At 42.2% G+C, this 17017-nt stretch carries 16 protein-coding genes and 1 pseudogene; 6 read left to right on the plus strand and 11 right to left on the minus strand.

Annotated elements, in window-relative coordinates; translation table 11 throughout:
* Positions 1 to 4 precede the first annotated feature (4 nt).
* On the plus strand, positions 5 to 349 hold the full coding sequence (locus GJB62_RS18645) for a hypothetical protein (RefSeq protein ID WP_114082825.1): 345 nt from the start codon (positions 5 to 7) through the stop codon (positions 347 to 349).
* 405 nt (positions 350 to 754) lie between these two features.
* On the plus strand, positions 755 to 934 hold the full coding sequence (gene rpsU, locus GJB62_RS18650) for a 30S ribosomal protein S21 (RefSeq protein WP_012410658.1): 180 nt from the start codon (positions 755 to 757) through the stop codon (positions 932 to 934).
* 231 nt (positions 935 to 1165) lie between these two features.
* Here rpsU and pth read toward each other — a convergent pair whose 3' ends face one another.
* The 3 genes from pth to psbH form a co-directional block, all read right to left on the minus strand.
* Entirely contained in the window at positions 1166 to 1807 is a 642-nt protein-coding gene (gene pth, locus GJB62_RS18655; protein WP_114082826.1) for an aminoacyl-tRNA hydrolase, read from the minus strand.
* Positions 1808 to 1958: 151 nt separating this feature from the next.
* Positions 1959 to 2234, minus strand: a complete 276-nt coding sequence (locus GJB62_RS18660; protein WP_114082827.1) for a TatA/E family twin arginine-targeting protein translocase — start codon at positions 2232 to 2234, stop codon at positions 1959 to 1961.
* Between the two features lie 150 nt (positions 2235 to 2384).
* The gene (gene psbH, locus GJB62_RS18665; RefSeq protein WP_094327589.1) at positions 2385 to 2588 is read right to left on the minus strand and encodes a photosystem II reaction center protein PsbH; all 204 of its coding nucleotides are present in this window, start codon (positions 2586 to 2588) and stop codon (positions 2385 to 2387) included.
* An 85-nt stretch (positions 2589 to 2673) separates the two neighbouring features.
* On the opposite strand from psbH, the gene psbN reads away from it, so the two are divergent.
* Complete coding sequence (gene psbN, locus GJB62_RS18670) at positions 2674 to 2805, plus strand: photosystem II reaction center protein PsbN (RefSeq protein WP_012410654.1); 132 nt, start codon at positions 2674 to 2676, stop codon at positions 2803 to 2805.
* Between the two features lie 69 nt (positions 2806 to 2874).
* Here psbN and GJB62_RS18675 read toward each other — a convergent pair whose 3' ends face one another.
* Entirely contained in the window at positions 2875 to 6126 is a 3252-nt protein-coding gene (locus GJB62_RS18675; protein ID WP_114082828.1) for an alpha-mannosidase, read from the minus strand.
* An 87-nt stretch (positions 6127 to 6213) separates the two neighbouring features.
* Between GJB62_RS18675 and GJB62_RS18680 the strand changes: the two genes are divergently transcribed.
* A complete protein-coding gene (locus tag GJB62_RS18680; RefSeq protein WP_114082829.1) occupies positions 6214 to 7860 on the plus strand; it encodes a hypothetical protein in 1647 nt (548 codons plus the stop codon).
* A 35-nt stretch (positions 7861 to 7895) separates the two neighbouring features.
* Here GJB62_RS18680 and GJB62_RS18685 read toward each other — a convergent pair whose 3' ends face one another.
* Entirely contained in the window at positions 7896 to 8771 is an 876-nt protein-coding gene (locus tag GJB62_RS18685; RefSeq protein WP_114082830.1) for a 1-acyl-sn-glycerol-3-phosphate acyltransferase, read from the minus strand.
* Between the two features lie 333 nt (positions 8772 to 9104).
* On the opposite strand from GJB62_RS18685, the gene GJB62_RS18690 reads away from it, so the two are divergent.
* Positions 9105 to 10025, plus strand: a complete 921-nt coding sequence (locus GJB62_RS18690) for an alpha/beta hydrolase (RefSeq protein ID WP_114082831.1) — start codon at positions 9105 to 9107, stop codon at positions 10023 to 10025.
* 180 nt (positions 10026 to 10205) lie between these two features.
* Here GJB62_RS18690 and GJB62_RS18695 read toward each other — a convergent pair whose 3' ends face one another.
* The 3 genes from GJB62_RS18695 to mnmE all read right to left on the minus strand — a co-directional run bounded on the left by GJB62_RS18695 (position 10206) and on the right by mnmE (position 12861).
* Positions 10206 to 10523: a hypothetical protein gene (locus GJB62_RS18695; RefSeq protein WP_245245961.1), complete on the minus strand. Its 318-nt coding sequence runs from the start codon at positions 10521 to 10523 to the stop codon at positions 10206 to 10208.
* A gap of 62 nt (positions 10524 to 10585) precedes the next feature.
* Positions 10586 to 11356 (minus strand): SDR family NAD(P)-dependent oxidoreductase, encoded by a 771-nt coding sequence (locus GJB62_RS18700; protein WP_114082833.1) that lies wholly within the window; start codon positions 11354 to 11356, stop codon positions 10586 to 10588.
* 110 nt (positions 11357 to 11466) lie between these two features.
* Positions 11467 to 12861 (minus strand): tRNA uridine-5-carboxymethylaminomethyl(34) synthesis GTPase MnmE, encoded by a 1395-nt coding sequence (mnmE, locus tag GJB62_RS18705; protein WP_114082834.1) that lies wholly within the window; start codon positions 12859 to 12861, stop codon positions 11467 to 11469.
* A 207-nt stretch (positions 12862 to 13068) separates the two neighbouring features.
* Between mnmE and GJB62_RS18710 the strand changes: the two genes are divergently transcribed.
* Positions 13069 to 13269: a hypothetical protein gene (locus GJB62_RS18710; RefSeq protein WP_114082835.1), complete on the plus strand. Its 201-nt coding sequence runs from the start codon at positions 13069 to 13071 to the stop codon at positions 13267 to 13269.
* 38 nt (positions 13270 to 13307) lie between these two features.
* On the opposite strand, the pseudogene GJB62_RS37505 reads toward GJB62_RS18710, so the two are convergent.
* The 3 genes and pseudogenes from GJB62_RS37505 to GJB62_RS18720 all read right to left on the minus strand — a co-directional run.
* A pseudogene (locus GJB62_RS37505) lies at positions 13308 to 13430 on the minus strand (Uma2 family endonuclease); the annotation flags it as partial.
* Between the two features lie 220 nt (positions 13431 to 13650).
* Complete coding sequence (locus GJB62_RS18715; protein ID WP_114082836.1) at positions 13651 to 15051, minus strand: alkaline phosphatase PhoX; 1401 nt, start codon at positions 15049 to 15051, stop codon at positions 13651 to 13653.
* A 327-nt stretch (positions 15052 to 15378) separates the two neighbouring features.
* Positions 15379 to 17010, minus strand: coding sequence for a mucoidy inhibitor MuiA family protein (locus GJB62_RS18720; protein ID WP_114082837.1), 1632 nt, complete (start codon positions 17008 to 17010; stop codon positions 15379 to 15381).
* Positions 17011 to 17017 lie beyond the last annotated feature (7 nt).

The following is a 17017-nucleotide window of genomic DNA, read 5'->3' on the forward strand; positions in this document are numbered from 1 at the left end:
TATTATGGGCAGATTGTTAATAAAACTTATAGGTTTAATTTTATTTTTCACAGGGTTATACTTTTTTGGTCAAAATATTATATTTGTTAGCGGTTACTACATACCTTTTTCCAGCAGATTACCAGCGACAGTTTCCGTATTAGCGATTATGGCAGGTGTGTTTACATTGGTGTTTTATCGCAGAGAAGCTAGTCAGCTTGGATGGATTTTGTTAGGTATTGGGATAGTACTAGTTTTCTTGAGTGGTGGAGTAATTTTCAGATCAACTAGCTTATGGAATCTATTTGTTGCTTTCGGCGCATTAGCAGCCGGATATAAATTATTGAATGAGGGCAGAATCAACTTTTAAAATTTTTAAATATAATCAAATTTTCTCATAGTTGCGATAGCAATCTTATTTGATTAATGAGAATTGAAAGTCACAGTTCCCCAACTTTTCCCAGAAGTTGGGGATTTTCTGTCTCACGAATAACTTACGATTGTGATGGTAGTAAAAACTACACTTGTCGCCAGTTCATATTACAGTCAGGAAAATTTGACATTATAATTTCTCTATCTGCTCTACTATTGCTGAGAGTGCATTAGAGCGCTTAAATTAACTTTTAGTTAAGTGCCAATTTGAGGTTCGACAGGCACACATAATCCGTGTCATCTGGATAGATAGCCTCTTAATAATGACTTTAGAACGGGGGGTTTTACTAAGGTTGAGGCTACTATTACAATGGAAAATGTTGATTATGAGGAACAAGCAAGAATGACCCAAGTGATTCTTGGAGAAAATGAAGCAATAGACTCAGCTTTGCGTCGGTTTAAACGTCAGGTTTCCAAAGCTGGGATATTAGCTGATGTGAAATATCATCGGCACTTTGAAACACCCATTGAAAAACGCAAACGTAAGGCAGTGGCAGCTAGACGCAAAAGAACTTTTAAATAAACCTATTTGGTGTAATACTGGCGTTGCTTGAGGTTATGACCTAAAACAGGCAATAGGGTTTAGGCGTAGCCCTTCTTAGACATCGCCATTATTCTTACAAAAATTAAGCAAACTATGCCGCACTTCAATTAGGGTGTAGAGCGCGTTAAAGGCTTTATTTCGGTTGGGTAAAGCAAGCTAAAATCGCTGCCCATCAACCAAAATAAACGCCTTTAGCAAACAAACTGGCCCCTAAGACTCAGAATTATTAATGGTGCGGCTATTACAAACATTCATCGCCTTTTCTACTCCCTGCTTGAGACTTAGTTCAATACACTCAACCACGAATTGAAGTACAAGAGACATTTGCTGATTTTCGGCAGAGGAGAATCGTCCCAGCACATGGGAGACAGTATTAGAATCATCGTTATTAGCTGCACCTTTGGGTTTACCAATACCGATTCGCAAACGGGGAAAATTTTGGGTACTCAGATGTGCGATCGCACTTTTCATCCCGTTATGTCCCCCAGCTGAACCAGATAGGCGCAGCCGAGTTTTTCCCAAAGGCAAATCCATATCGTCGTAAATTATCAGCACTGACTCAGGCGGCAATTTATACCAACTCGTCACCGCTTGAATTGACTGTCCTGAGCGATTCATATAAGTTAACGGCTTTAGCAAGCGAATCTTACCTCCACCTGGGGCCATACCTTCGCCATACTCACCTTGAAACTTGCGGTTTTCTGCTAAAGAAATGCGCCAAGAACGGCAGAGGGCTTCTACAGCAGCAAAGCCGATATTATGGCGTGTTTGGTCGTACTTGCTTTCTGGATTCCCCAAACCAACAATTAGTTGTGGAATCACCAAAGCTGGTTGCGTAACAGCTTCTGTCATTTTGCCTATAGTCAATTGATATCAATCACTCAACTAGTACAATGTCTAAGCTAGTTTTGAGGGTTTGTAGTAAGCACTTCAGTGCTTAAAATCCAGGACTAAAGTCCTTACTACGAACTTGTTCACCCTTGGTAACTAATGAGACAAACTACTAGCTAGGTTGAGAAGAACTAGTGGTAGTATCCTGCTCTGATTTAGCAGGGTAGATTTGCTTAGGTTCCAATTCAGCAGTAGTCTTGACAGCTTCTTCTAACTGTTCTGCTTCTTTTTGAAACTCGCTTTGAAACTCCTTAGAAGCTTCTTGGAAACTACGGATTGTTTTACCCACACTCCGACCAATTTCTGGTAGCTTCTTTGGCCCAAAGATTAACAGCGCCACTACCATAATTACACCCATTTCCGGCAGACCGATACCAAATATATTCATTTTTGTCTCCTGTCAACTATAGAACCACTACAGAAACTCATATATTATGTAGTCTACTCAATAGTTAGTATGCACTGACCATTCACAAAAAAACCCGGAAGAACCGGGTGTAATTTAACTTGTTATCCAAACTTGATAGCGGTATATCTGTTAGCGTCCTAAACTCCGCCAATCGACATTTACATCCTGAACTAAGAGTGATCTATTGTAAAGTTGCAGAATAATCAGCAAAAATACAAAAAATAGCGCCATAAAAACAGCCATCACAGGGGTAGTACCCCAACCTGGAGCCACTTTTCCATACTCAGAGTTAAGTGGTTTCAGGATATCTCCCAACCTAGTCCTTTGTGCCATAGTTCACCTAATATTACTTGCCAAAGCTTTTTTTAATCTTCTGTAATATTCTATAAGAATAGCACTCATCATCTATCCCTCAATTATGGAACCCGCAATAGTTCTTAGCATTTCTATGGCCGCCGTGGTGGTTGCCATCACCGGAATTTCAATTTATACCTCTTTTGGCCCTCCTAGCAAGGAATTGAACGATCCGTTTGACGATCACGAAGATTAAAAGAGTCATTTGTCATTGGTTGGTGGTCTGTGGAAAACCACAATTGGCCACTGACACAGCAATAGTGGCTTACGCCAGTCTGGAATTTATCGCTGGTATTACCTTGAAACTGGCGATTTTCCAAGGCTGTATTGTTAAAATTTGTTGCCCAGATGAGAATTCAGTAGTAGAGGAACGCTCTAACAAATCTACTCTATCTCCTAGATTTAACCCTAAATTACTTTGCAAAGATAACTCGGCTGTTTCTCCGTGACATTCATAACACCGCAGAATTAGCTGCTGTGGGTTATCTTCAGATGGCTTCAAGGCCATCAAGATTAAATTTTCAGCTGATAAATCTAGAAAACTCATCCCCAACCCATCTTTACCAGTAGAAAGGGAAGGATTTTCATTAGGAGGATTTAATATCACTTGTAACGGTATATTCAATTCATAACCACGCCGTACCGTATGGGCTGATTCCCAGCTACCAGCATGAGGATACAAGGTATATGTAAACTCATGAAAACCTTTATCAGCCTCTGAGTCTGGCCAATTAGGGCTACGTAGCAGTGTTAGGCGAAGTTGATTGGGTTTGCTGTCGTAACCGTATTTACAATCATTGAGCAAACTAACTCCGTGAATACCCTCCTGTGTTTCTCCTGTTAAATCAGCCCAACGCAAAGCGGGGACTTCCCATTTTGCCTCTTCTGCGGGGGTTTGCGGTTTAGTTGTCCGGCGAATCGCGCCACAGGGAATTTCATAAGTAGCAAAGTCTGCTTCGATATTCAAAGGAAAAGCAGCTTTCACCAATACATGATTTTCTTGCCAATTGACGGTAGTAGCTATCTTCAGTAGAGGTGAACCAGCTTGCAAAATATAGTCTTGGCAAAATTCCGATTCGCCCAACTGACGCACCACGCGCACACGACTTTGGACTGGCCCTTGTTCTAACCACTGAATAGATTGAAGATTTGTTGATGGTAAGGGATGTTGGGCATAATTGGGGTCTATATTCCAAGCATCCCAATATTGACCGCTATCTTTAAAAGCTTGTAGTTGATTTCCTGCACCACTCAAAAGTTCTCGTTGATAAGTTTTATCAAAAACACTTGATAAATCTCCAGTATCAGGATCGATAACAACTCGTAAGAATTCATTTTCTAAAATCCAGTCTGGGAGGAGTGGAGATGAGGGGGATGTAGCTTTAGCTTCCCGCAGAGTTGGAGATGAAGGGGAAAGCCAAAATATGCGATAGCCAACGGGTGGAATTTCGGTGGCGAGAAATAGTAGCGTTGATGGTTCAGATAATTGGGAGACAACCTGCTTTCCAGAAGTATCGTAAATCTGCCATTCCTGTGATGTGGGTAAGCCTACAGAGACTACCTCAGAACGCTGCCAATTGAGAGAATTGAAAACGAAAATAGGTAAACTATTGGGTTTTGGTGGTTCTGATAGGGTAATGTGAGATGCGATCGCTAAAAGTGAGTCTTGTAATATCTTCGTTCCGACTTGTTCCACTTGCTGCCACTGCGGTAACGCATCTGTGTAAACTTGAGTAATTGAAGAACCAGGTAAAATATCGTGAAACTGTTGAAATAAAACCTGCTTCCAAGCTGCTTCAATTTCTGCTTTCGGATATGTCACACCACAGTTTATGGTTGCTAAGGTAGCAAATAGTTCAGCTTCATACAATAAATTTTCACAACGACGATTCCAGCGTTTTTGGTCTGCGTGGGTAGTGTAGCAACCGCGATGGAATTCGAGGTATAGTTCGTCATCCCAGATGGGAAAGGCAGGGGAAGCAGGGGGAGAATCATAACTCCTGAATTCTGACTCCTGAATTCTGACTCCTGATTTGATTTGCTGTAAATACTTTTCAGCCGTCGTGAATTCTAAGTCTGGAAAGAAAGGTGACTTTTGCCAGCGTTGGGCGATTTCTAACATATCACGAGTGGGGCCGCCGCCGTGGTCGCCAACACCGGGAAGCCAGAGGGATTCTGATAAACCAGTTTGGGATTGCCATTCCAGAGCGTAGGATGCCATTTTAACCGGGTCAATGTTTTCACCGATAGGTGCAGACATCAAACTAAAGACTTCGCTACCGTCAAGCGATCGCCACCAAAAAGCCCCATAATCAAATTTAGTAGTATCATTCCACCGCAACTTCTGGGTGACAAAATACTCAATTCCGGCATTAGCGAAAAACTGGGGTAAAGTTGCACAGAAACCAAAAGAATCTGGAACCCACTCCATAGTTGAAAGCTTGCCAAATTTCTCCTGGATGTAGCGTTGACCATACAATAGCTGACGGACTATTGATTCACCAGCAATGAGATTGAGTTCCGGTTCCACCCACATTCCGCCGACAACTTCCCAACGTCCAGCGGCCACCTGTGCTTGAATCGCCTGAAACAAATCCGGGCGATGTTCCTCAATCCAAGCGTAAAGTGCGGGAGTCGAATGACAGAAAATTAACTCAGGGAAATCTGCTTGCAACTTCAGAACCGACTCAAAAGTATTTTGCGCCGCATTCCAAGTTTCACTCACAGGCCATAACCATGCTAAATCTAAGTGAGCATGACCCAATAAGAAAATTTTAGATTTTTGATCCCCCCAACCCCCCTTAAAAAGGGGGGCTAAGATGTCGGATTGAATTAGGTTTCGGCGTAGAGACAAAAACGATTTTGCTAACTCTCCCTTCTCTGTGCCCTCTGCGCCTCTGCGGTTCGTAACCTCCTCCACCACCTCTACCAAAGCATCCAACTTCTCCGGCGCAAACCTTTCCAAATAAAGCTGCACCACAGCTAATTCATCAGCCACAAAACCCGGATCGGGATTATTATCAACAATAGACTCATAAACTAGGAGCGATCGCACTAAAGCACCATCACAATGTCCCGGACTCACTAACCGTAAAGCCACAATAAACTCTTCGCCTGGTGTTACCCCCTGACTGAGAAGCACTCTCGGCGAACAATCAAATAAATCACCCTCCAGTACTAACTCCCCATTCACATAAATCTCAGCAGAATCTGCCCACCAAAGCAGCGCCAGCCGCAAAGATAACCCAGCTAAAGGATAACCCTGTAAATCTTGGGGCACTACCAACCTTTGCACTAGCCATAGTACTTTTTTCCCACCTGTCCAAGCGATATGTTCTTTAGCATTCAACTGAACAGGTTGCCAATGAGACAAATCAGCAGCGACAACATCAGTAATATTCAGGTCAGATTCCTGGTATAGCCAGCTAGACTGAAGATTAACTTGGCAAAAAGAGCGCAGTTGCTCAATTGCTTGTGAGATGATTTTGGTATGAGATTGAGAGACAGTCGGGGTCATATATTCGCTAAGATGAGGTGTTGGTTATTTTTATTGTTTGGCGCGAGTCTCACAACTTAACAAGACTTGAACTAAAAAATTACTACTATGTCTTCTGGTTCCTCTGGTCGTTATCAAAGCAGACTATTTAACTTTGTCCACCAGCAATCTCGGCGGGTGACAGAACAGTGGGAACACACCTTCCGGCATTTGCAAGTTGCCACTAAGTGGGGTGTGGAGGTACTACTTTACCCAGTGTATCTACTGTTGCAGTCATCTGAATCATCTGGGAAAACGCTACAGACCAAAGAACCACAAACTAGACTAAAGTTACAACCAAATGATACCGATTTCCAGCCCGAAATTCCAAATGCTGATAGTCCTATTCAACAAGTACTAGAAGCAGTCAATTACGTATTGTCAGATGAAGCCGTCTCTAGACCTACAAAAACATCTGAAACTTTCAATCCCTTGGCTTTATTGGAAATTTTTCGCCTAAATTTTGTTGATAAAAACTCGACAAATAACGTAAGTTATATAGAATCTTCAAGTATTAGAGAGAATAAAGCAGAGATTATCAATTTACAGTTAGATAACCCTCTAAAACAGCATTTACCAGCAGTGCAGGGAATTGCCACAAATTTGATGAATCGGAGTTTAGTACTTGTTACTACCGAAAATGAAATTCTAGATATTCTGACACCCCAGCAGCAGGCAAAGTTAGAAGATCGAATTATTAACGAAGTTGCTAATTACTGGCAGTCTTGGCGGTTGATTATAGCCAAAAAAGAAACGGAGCTATTACCACAAATTGACCGTTTATTAGCAAAACTCACTGATGGAAATACAACCAAAATTCCAGCTTTAGCTGAGGGCATATCAAAAGATTTACTTAATACTGAAAGATTACTAGCATTTCTAGATATAGCTGTTGCTAAGTTGGAGTCAAATGCTTTAGTACCTGTACAAGAACGTAGCCAGGAAATTGTTCAAGTTGCCCAAACTCAGTTAAACATATTTCTTTATGGCAAAGAACAATTAGCTGCTAGGGGAGAAATTGCAACCACTACTGATGGTTTGGAAACTCATACACTGAACATTCACGCTTTGATTGAGGCGGCGCTTAATTACTTTTTTGGTGTTGGTAATAGAAAAACACTTGATTCAACAACTAGTGATGAGCAATTGCCAAGTAAACTATTCTCATCACGCTTTAGAAAAGCCTTGGCTAAAAGCCCTATGCTGGAGAACCAGGATTTAGCTGTTGATCCTTGGCTAACATGGAATGATTTATTTGGAGAGACTGAAACCGTTGCTGAGAAATCAGTGCAAAGTTCCCAAGTTCAAAATCCTGCTTTAGCTGCAAGTTTATCAGTAGGGCATTTTCCCCAAAAGAATTTAACTGTAAAACAACCTAAAATCGGATCTGGTTTGGTGCAAAGGAAACAAGCAACTAGTAATCTTGCCTCAAGCCAAAAAATATCTGGAAAAGTTTCCTCTGCAAAACAAATTCAAGCCCATACTTCCCTAACTAAACGCGAGATTCGGAAAGGGGAAATTTTGCAAGAGCAGTTTCATCAAAGTAGTCAAATTGAGGCACAGCCAGACTGGATAGAAACCAAAGCAACTTCAACAGGCTATGAGAAACATCCCTTAGAGCAACTTCTGGAATGGGTTGATTATGCTATGCTCTGGCTAGAAGAGAGATTTGTAAAGATTTTTCAGTCATTACGGCAGATGTGGCAGGGAAAATAATAGTAATTCCTAATCTTTTTAGAGCAATAAACTCTTCACCACAACATGTGATTTAGGAAATAACGTAACAGCTTGGTTCCGGTTGGTTCTTGATAGTTAGTTGGCAACATAGCCAGCATCGCATTCTGTAACGTCTCCAAAGCTACTTCTACTTCCTGGCGCTTTGGTCTGGTTGTTTGGGCAAAGTGTAACGGTTCACCGACTCGAATTGTTAACTCTTTTCTTAAATAGAGGTCATGAGTCCCAATCAGTGCAACTGGAATAATCGGTACACCAGCCCGCAAAGCATAAATCACAGTCCCGCGTTTTAAAGGGAGATGCAACTTACCCTCAGCAGTTCCGAGTCGTCCTTCGGGGAAGAGAATCATCCCATCTCCACGAGCCAAAATTGCCAGGATAATCCGGTCTATCTGTCGGAGTGTGTGTATATCTTCCCCTGTCGGTACTGTCTGTTTAATTGCTGTAGCTAGCTCAACTAAATCTTGCCTTCCTGCTTTAGCCGCTTCCATCACAGCAACTTCTTCTTTCCACACCCGTTCCAAAGGAATCACGCCCCCCGCAAAACCCAGGATGAAGCGCTTCCACCACTTGTTATAAAGAGTACGAGCATCGCCCAGGATGTAATAGTGGGGTTGGGTAGGGAGTTCGGCTAACAGGAGTAAGGGATCTATATGGTGGAGATGGTTGACAGCTAGAATTGCAGGTTTCTGAGGTATTCTTTCGAGATGTTCGACCCGTACCTTGAAAAAGGCATGGATGAGCGATCGCATCACAAAACGACGCAGCCCAGAGTTGGCTCTAGGTTCTAAATGCCCCTGATTACCACCTTCCAAGCGATTGAGGGTTTTTTCGATAATCTGGCGAACAGCGCGATCGCCAGCCGCATCTACACCCTCTTTTACCCGCTTTATACTTGCAGCAGTTAAAGTTTCTAATTGTGTACTATCTTCCTGCTGATGGCTAGATTTCGAATCGGTATGAACTTCGGAAATTACCCCATCAGCTTGGTCTTCCTGAACAGATACCTTAGAAGAATTTTTGATAAAAATCTCCTTGAATTCATAAATAAATCATAATTCTTGAGGTTATATTATTAACCAACCCACGGTTAGAAATTGTGGAATGCTCTTATCAAGATTTTAAATAAATTAGCTGTAATTATCGCAATAGCCAGAAGCTATTTTTATACAATCAGTGTTGACATATTAGTAACTTGCTGAGAAGATACCTAAAAAATTAACCAGATGATTGACCATAGCGATCGCATCGCGTCTCGTAAAGAAGGCACATTCCAAGGTGTTGGAGGACTTGACCTGTATTATCAAAGTTGGCATCCAGAGGGTAAAGTCCGGGGAATATTAGCCATTGTGCATGGACTCGGAGCCCACAGCGATCGCTACAGTAATGTAATTCAGCATTTGATACCCAAACAATATGCTATCTATGCCTTAGACTTACGTGGTCATGGACGCTCACCAGGTCAGCGAGGCTATATCAACGCTTGGAGTGAGTTTCGAGAAGATTTGGGAGCCTTTTTACAGTTAATTCAGACTCAGAATCCTGGCTGCCCAATTTTTCTTTTGGGTCATAGCTTAGGCGGGGTGATTGTCTTAGATTATATTCTGCGCTATCCCCAACAAGCATCAGTTTTGCAAGGTGCGATCGCTCTCGCGCCAACCTTGGGAAAAGTTGGGATTTCACCGATTCGGGTGCTTTTAGGAAAACTGCTCTCACGGGTGTGGCCACGTTTCACCCTGAATACAGGCATTGACATCAGTGCTGGTTCAAGAGATCCGCAGGTTTTAGCTGCGATCGCTCAGGATACACTGCGACATACCCTTGGTACTGCCCGTCTAGCTACAGAATTTTTTGCAACAGTTGATTGGATTAATGCTCACGCAGGTGATTGGCAATTACCATTGTTGATTCTCCACGGTGGTGCAGACCGAGTGGCTTTACCTGCGGGAAGCGACATCTTTTATCAACGGGTAAAGTATACAGATAAGCTGAGAATTGAGTATCCAGAAGCTTATCACGAAATTCAGCGTGACCTCAATTATCGAGAGGTAATGGCTGATTTGGAGAATTGGTTGGAGGGACATCTAGCACCTAAAACAGCGCACTTAGGAAGGGGAAGTGGTGAGTTAGAGTTTCCTAGTTTTTAGCTGCATAACCACTTTTTATGCCTATAAACCAATACAGTTCAGTTAAGGCTAAAATCCTTTGTCAAATTCAATTTTTTTAACGAACCACAGAGGACACCGAGAGAAGAAAGAAATGCTTAACCCAAGCGTATTCTGCGATCGCATCTACTTTTATCAAATAAGCGATCGCAGATTAAAGAGTCAGTTATGTACATTATCTGAAAAATATGTTGCTGAGGATAGAGAGTTTTTGCTAACCAAGATAGGTTCTCCCTTTACTCCTCCACGGGTAAGAGTACAAATTTTATAAAGGTTTTCGCACTCAAAGATTGCCATAACTAGCTCTTTCCCCGTTTGATAAGAGGATGGTAAGGGTTTACCTACCTCGCATTCCATATCAATTTCGCGATCGCGCCACTGTAACTTCCAAATACGCTTTTCGGTTATTGGTGCTTTGACAGACCGAGCAAAAGCAATATACACTTGCTCTGCTTTGATATCATCCTTGGCTGCTGGCACAAAAAACTTCATAGGCTTTAGTTACAAATAATGTGAGTTTCACTAGCATCAGCGTAACGCAGTTACCAAGGCAATCTGCTTCCATCCCACGAGAAAAACTGCCCACTATCGCCTTCTTGAAGCTGTTCAATCACAGCCAATAATTGGGTAACGGTGCGTTCCACTGAAAATAATTTTTCCGCAGGTACATTTTTCTGGAAAGGACGGGAAAGGCGCGTATCAGTTGTACCAGGGTGCAATGTGACTATTAATGCTTTAGGACAACTTCTTTTATACTCAATTGTTGCAGTTCGCATCAACATATTGAGTGCTGCTTTAGAAGCGCGATAGCCATACCATCCACCAAGTTTGTTATCGCCAATACTGCCCAATTTAGCAGAAATACTAGCGAACACACTGCGTTCTCCATGACGCAACAGAGGCAATAGATGTTTAGCTAGCAAGACAGCACCAATACTATTTATCTGAAAGTAGCGCAGCAAGTTTTCTGAATTTATCTGTCTTAAGCTTTTTTCAGGTTGCAAAGTATCTTCATGCAACAGTCCTACACAGTTGACTACCAAATGCAGTTTGTCAACTTGGTTATGTATTTTTTGCATAGTTTCAACAATCTGCAACTCGTCAGTAATATCCATCTCTAAACAAATTAATCGCTCAGAATGCTCGTCTACAAGAGCTATTAAATCGGGGGCTAATTCTAGCTGACGAGAAGTTGTATAAACTTTAGCTATTTTATCATCCTGTAGTAATTTTTTTACAAAACCAAAACCAATACCTTGGCTGGCTCCCACAATCAATGCGTTTACAGAATTAATTTCATCATTTAAAGACATAAAAATTTAGTGTTTAATAATATTTAAACTTGCCAATAATTAAGATAAATATTGGTTTTTTATTCGCTTCATCTAAACTACCTAGATTAGCAAAAATAGAACATTTTGGTTTATTTACCAATGCAAAACTTGCTAAAAATCCTATCCAAAACTGATTCTGTTACTTCCTCCCCAGTAATCTCTCCCAGTGCTTGAATTGCACCGCGTAAGTCAATTGTCCAAAAATCTAGAGGGAGCTGCTGGACAATTGTTGTTTGTACTTGTTCCAAAGATATTTTAGCTTGAGTTAAAGCTGCTGCTTGCCTTTGATTAATGGCTAAATCCATATCAGCAGCTTGGATATTGTCTGCTTTGACTAGCTCTAAAATTGCTGTTTCTAAAGCATCAATACCTTGATTTTGTGCTGCTGCTGTGACAATTTTAGATTTTGGATTTGGTATTTGAGATTGAAGAGTTTTTCTTTCGCTTTCTTCTACTAAGTCGATTTTGTTAATCACTAGAATTAATGGACGGTGTTGTACTTGCTCGTAAATTTCTCGATCGCCTTCTGTCCAACCTGCTGAAGCATCGATGGTAAGCAAAACTAAATCAGCTGCATTTGCAGCACGGCGCGATCGCTCCACACCAATTTTTTCCACTTGATCTGTTGTTTCCCGAATCCCGGCTGTATCTAGCACTTGTACGGGAATTCCCCCGACAACTAGCTGGGATTCAACTACATCGCGGGTTGTACCGGGTAAGTCTGTAACAATGGCGCGATCGCTCCGGCTCCAAGCGTTCAATAAGCTCGACTTACCCACGTTTGGTCGCCCCACAATTGCCACTTTTAAACCTGTGCGTAGTAACTCACCTTTGTCTTTGGTTGCCAATAACCTCGTTATTTCGGCGGCAATTTTCTCGATTTCTGATATTATTGCTGTATCATCCAACGGCGGTAAGTCTTCCTCAAAATCGATTCGAGCTTCGATTTCTGCCAAAATATCTAAACAGTTAGCGCGTAACTGCCGGATCGGATGAGCTAATTTTCCCTGTAAACCAGCTAAGGCAGTTTGGGCAGCTTGAGGTGATTTAGCTCCCACTAAATCAGCAATACCTTCGGCTTGAGTTAGATCCAATCGCCCATTCAAAAAGGCGCGGAGGGTAAATTCTCCGGGTTGGGCTAGTCTTGCGCCATTTTCTAAACACAGTTGTAATACCTGCTGCACTGCCATTATCCCCCCGTGGCAATGGAATTCCACCACATCTTCACGGGTGTAAGAACGGGGTGCTTTCATAATCAGCAATAGGGCTTCATCTACCAGTTGTTGGGTTTGGGGATGACGAATATAACCGTAGAGAATCCGGTGACTTTCCCAAACTTGCCGCCCTGGTGTGTGAAAAAGAGTTTGGGCTAGAGCCATTGCTTCAGAACCAGACACCCGCACAATACCCACACTACCCTGTTGGGGGACAACAGCAGTTGCGATCGCAGCGATAGTTCCAGTAGTAGCAAAAACTTCTGACATGAGTGCCCTTCATAAGAATGAAAAGTTAGGAGTCAAAATCATAACTCATAACTGATAACTTTCTAAATGGTAGGTGTTTAGACTAATAGGATAGCAACTGGCAAGGTAAAATTTACTTAGAGGTTAATGCCTGATAGTAAAGAGTTAGGGGTGAATATTAGAACTCACAACTTTATAACTTATAAGTTTTAGAGAGAGGAATTTACTGTGGAGCAAAAGATTAACTGCGCTGTAGCCTGTGTTAATGGGTGTGTTTTAGGGGATAAATGCCCCAACATCGAGTATAGAGAGGCGGCCGCAAAATTTATTGAAGATACTCCCCTAGACAAAATGTTGGAATTGGCACAAGAACGTCTGCGGAAAAAAATGACGGAACCGCCAAAATGGGTTTTTCCTGAAGATCCATAACACTGATGTTAATAGGCACAAGCAAGACAGCGAGGAGCTTAAATAGTATCTGGATCTATATTTAATTCTCGCAGTTTTGCCGCCAAGCGATCGCTGTATTGTTTCTCTTATTGTGCAACTTCTTGTGGTGTCGAAATTACTTCTGCACCAGGAGTAAAAAACGTCTACAGACATCGCAGCAAGTCTCTCAGTGCTATAAGTTTAGCCTAGCAGTGACTAGCCTAGATGCTGTCTATAAAAACTGTTCGATGATGATCTCGTCCATATATTGTCTGATCTGTATTCCTGCAATCTCACCCAAAATCTGCTAAAAACACAGGTACCCCAAGAATAAACTGGAGTACCCCTGCAAGCTATCAAATCACTTAGATATAACTAACCTTATGCTCGGTTTCTGCTCCAAGGGCCCCAAATCGCACAGGTAATTCCAGGGTCTTGGATATTGACAAACATTGTCTTGCCATCTGGTGAGAAGCAAGCACCTGCGAATTCACTGCCGTTAATAGCATTTGCTGCAAACCGATAGAGATCGCCCTCCGGGGTAACGCCGATCACGAATTCAGTATTGCTACCGTCTTCGCATAGGAAGAGGTCTCCAAAGGGAGCCACGGTAATATTATCGGGGAAATTCAGTATATTCTCAGCAGGAGACTCTACAACCAGGGTGATAGTACCACTGTTGGGGTCATTATTATTGGGTTTATAAGCAAAAACCTGCCCTTGCCCTAAATCGCCACCACTGGTACAGGTAAAGTAGATCAAGCCGCCATTGCCATACCAAGCACCTTCACCACGTGCGAAGATAGCTGCACCCTTATTTTGCCCCTGCTGCCGCACGGAAGTGACAAGGGCATTGGTAGAAGGATCAACATTATCAATCTTTACCCACTTAACTGATAATGGTTTATTTTTATACTGAATAAAATTCTTGCGAGTATCTTGAGGAGCCCCTTCAATAACCAGGGCCTCAAGCACTCCATCACCACGAGTCTGAAGGTCGCCATATTTAGTAGGACGGACATCAGCACGGAAGCGATAGAAGCAGCTAGCTCCGTCATCTTCAGTTTCATAGATCCATCCACTTTCCGGATCAACTGCGACAGCTTCATGGTTAAAGCGGCCCATTGCCACAAGGGGAACCGGATTGGCAACCTGAATGTCGGCTGTTGCTGGAACTTCAAAGTTATATCCATGCTTTTTCGTAGCTCCACCCGGTGCAGGAAGAGTCAGATTCTCTTCACAGCTAATCCAGGAATCCCAAGGAGTCTGACCTCCAGCACAATTGCGTATAGTCCCCCCTAGAGAAACAAATTGCTTTTTCACTCGACGGTTAGGGCCAACAACAATCGTCGTTGTACCTCCTCCAATCTGGTCATATCGGGGGAACACATTGATTCCAGTAGAACTAGGACTTAGCTCGTGATTTCGCACCAGAATTGTAGTGTTCTTAGGACCATCAAAGGCAGCCATACCATCATGATTACTTGGCACTATCCTTCCATCATCCATAGGTTGCCCAGTAATCGATATTGCAGTGTAGTTAAAACCGGGAGGAAGTTCTAGCAGAGGAGTAGTGCCTAAGTTAATTCCACCACGAACTAGTCCAACAAGTTCATCTGCATTTTCTGGCATCTTTGGTGCTATTGGGCCGTAACCAGCAGTTAGTCCTACAACTTGGCCGTTAGCACGTCTTGCATATAAGGCTTCCAGAGGAGAAAGCATTGTAACACCGACAGCACTCGCACCAGCCAATGTAAAGAAGTTACGTCTTGATAATTTCATTAATATACTGTCAGCAAAACTTCAGAGACCTAATAGTAAAATTTGGCTTTTAAGAAAACATTAAGAAAGAGTTAATAAGTAGTTTTAGATATCAAAAGCTACTTTGCAAATAGTAATTATTAAATACAGCACAAGTAAAAAATATTTACACTTCTACTTAAGATTTACTTTATAAATAGCCGCTAATGAGAATCAATGTTTAAATCAACAATAGAGCGATTCTCAGATGAATGAAATACACTTACAAAGAACTCAGGAGTCAGAATATTCTGACTCCTGAGTTCCCAAACCAGAGTTATTGCATTCTGCTCAACGCTTATCTCAATTCTAAATATCTAACCCAACAACCATTAGCTCAGGCGGATGTTCAACGTTGAACTGGTAATATATATCTCTTTTTTCCTGTGCTGGAAGAGTTAACTGCCATTCTAAAATACCCATTTCACCAAGTTGAATTTGTGGGTTACTACGGCTAAGGCGCACTTTAATTTGCTCGTTGCGACTAACTGGTAACTGTTCAGTTACTTTCAGATTTACTTCTTTGTCGAGTAAGTTAGTAATTATCAACCGATAACTATAAGTAATCCGGCGCTGGTTGCTAATCAATCTTTTATCTACCAGACGTTCAACTAATTCGCGCTCAATTTTCAAACCTTCATCAATCCCTAAATTCAGTTTGAATTCTTGTCCTGGTGCAATATTCTCTAACTTAGTTGTCCCAATAAAAACATTGTTGCGGAAAATATTCGCTTTCCCTGGTAACAAAGTCGCACCATTAGGATTATTTTTCACATTTGCTTGCAGATAAGCAAAACTTACCAAACGCGGCATTGCTACATAATCAAAGTTACAAGGATAATCGTCATTAAAAATTGTCGTTTTATGGGGTACGCCATCACTGGGAATGTTACCGCCACCATTCAATTTAAAGGTAACTACACTACCTTCTTTGGATACTTCTGCTGTCACACTTTCTGCTTGGATAAGAACATCATCTGCACCTTCGTCTTCTTCTTGCCAATCTGCTCTAGCAGCAGAAGCAGGCGGTTCTGCTATGCTAGGCAGCAGTGGCGGCTGGGCAGCAAATCGTCGTTGTCGTAACATTTGTGGACGTGGCGCATCAATATACCAGGGTTCAAGTTTAGGCGGGAGTGTACCTAATCCCGGTTTAGCGGTAGAAAGGGTGAGATTTGCACCAATCCAATCTTCGCCACTACTTTGAGTAATTTCTGCAAGATAGCCCAGATGCACAATATCGCTGGTAGTGCTAAAGCGCAAGTCATAAAGCGGAGTCCAACTGGCGCGATTTACTATGTAAGACACCTCTAATTCAAATTCGCCTTCACCTGCAACTTCAACTCCTACAACTATGCTCAAACTCTCTTTGGGATGGGGCGTTTGAATTTTTTGCAATGAGGCGCGGAGTGCTTGCAGTTCTTTGTCTAATTCCTGCTGTTGGGTTTTGCACTCTCCAGATGCGATCGCATATTCACTATACTGGCTTCCGAGAAAGTTCAAAAAATCCAAAGTTTCGCTCAGGCTAAGATTTTTCCGAGACAAACTTTGTGCAAAGGGTTCTTCTGTTTTTTCACGTAACCCGGCGATAAAACTAGACTGTAATACTAAAGCATCTACTTGGGCTTGGAGGTGGCGTTTTTCTGCTTCTAACTGCTCAATTTGCCTTGTTAAATGGGCAACTCGCTCTGCCACTGGTTCAGTGGTGTAGATGCGATCGCTACTCACTCCCATCAAACGCACTGCCACTGTCCCTGTACCGCTAACCCTGATAGACTCAGTTTCTAGAGTCTCTGGCACTGAGGTAATTACTAATTCCTGTTCAATTCCTATTAAATTAACTACACCCCGCCGTGTAACCAATGCTCTGTCAGCATAAACTGTAACAGCTACAATCTCGCTTTGTACTGTTTTGCGCCAAGATGGTATTTCCGGGTTAACCATTGCCAGT

Source organism: Nostoc sp. ATCC 53789, assembly GCF_009873495.1.
Lineage (GTDB): Bacteria > Cyanobacteriota > Cyanobacteriia > Cyanobacteriales > Nostocaceae > Nostoc > Nostoc muscorum_A.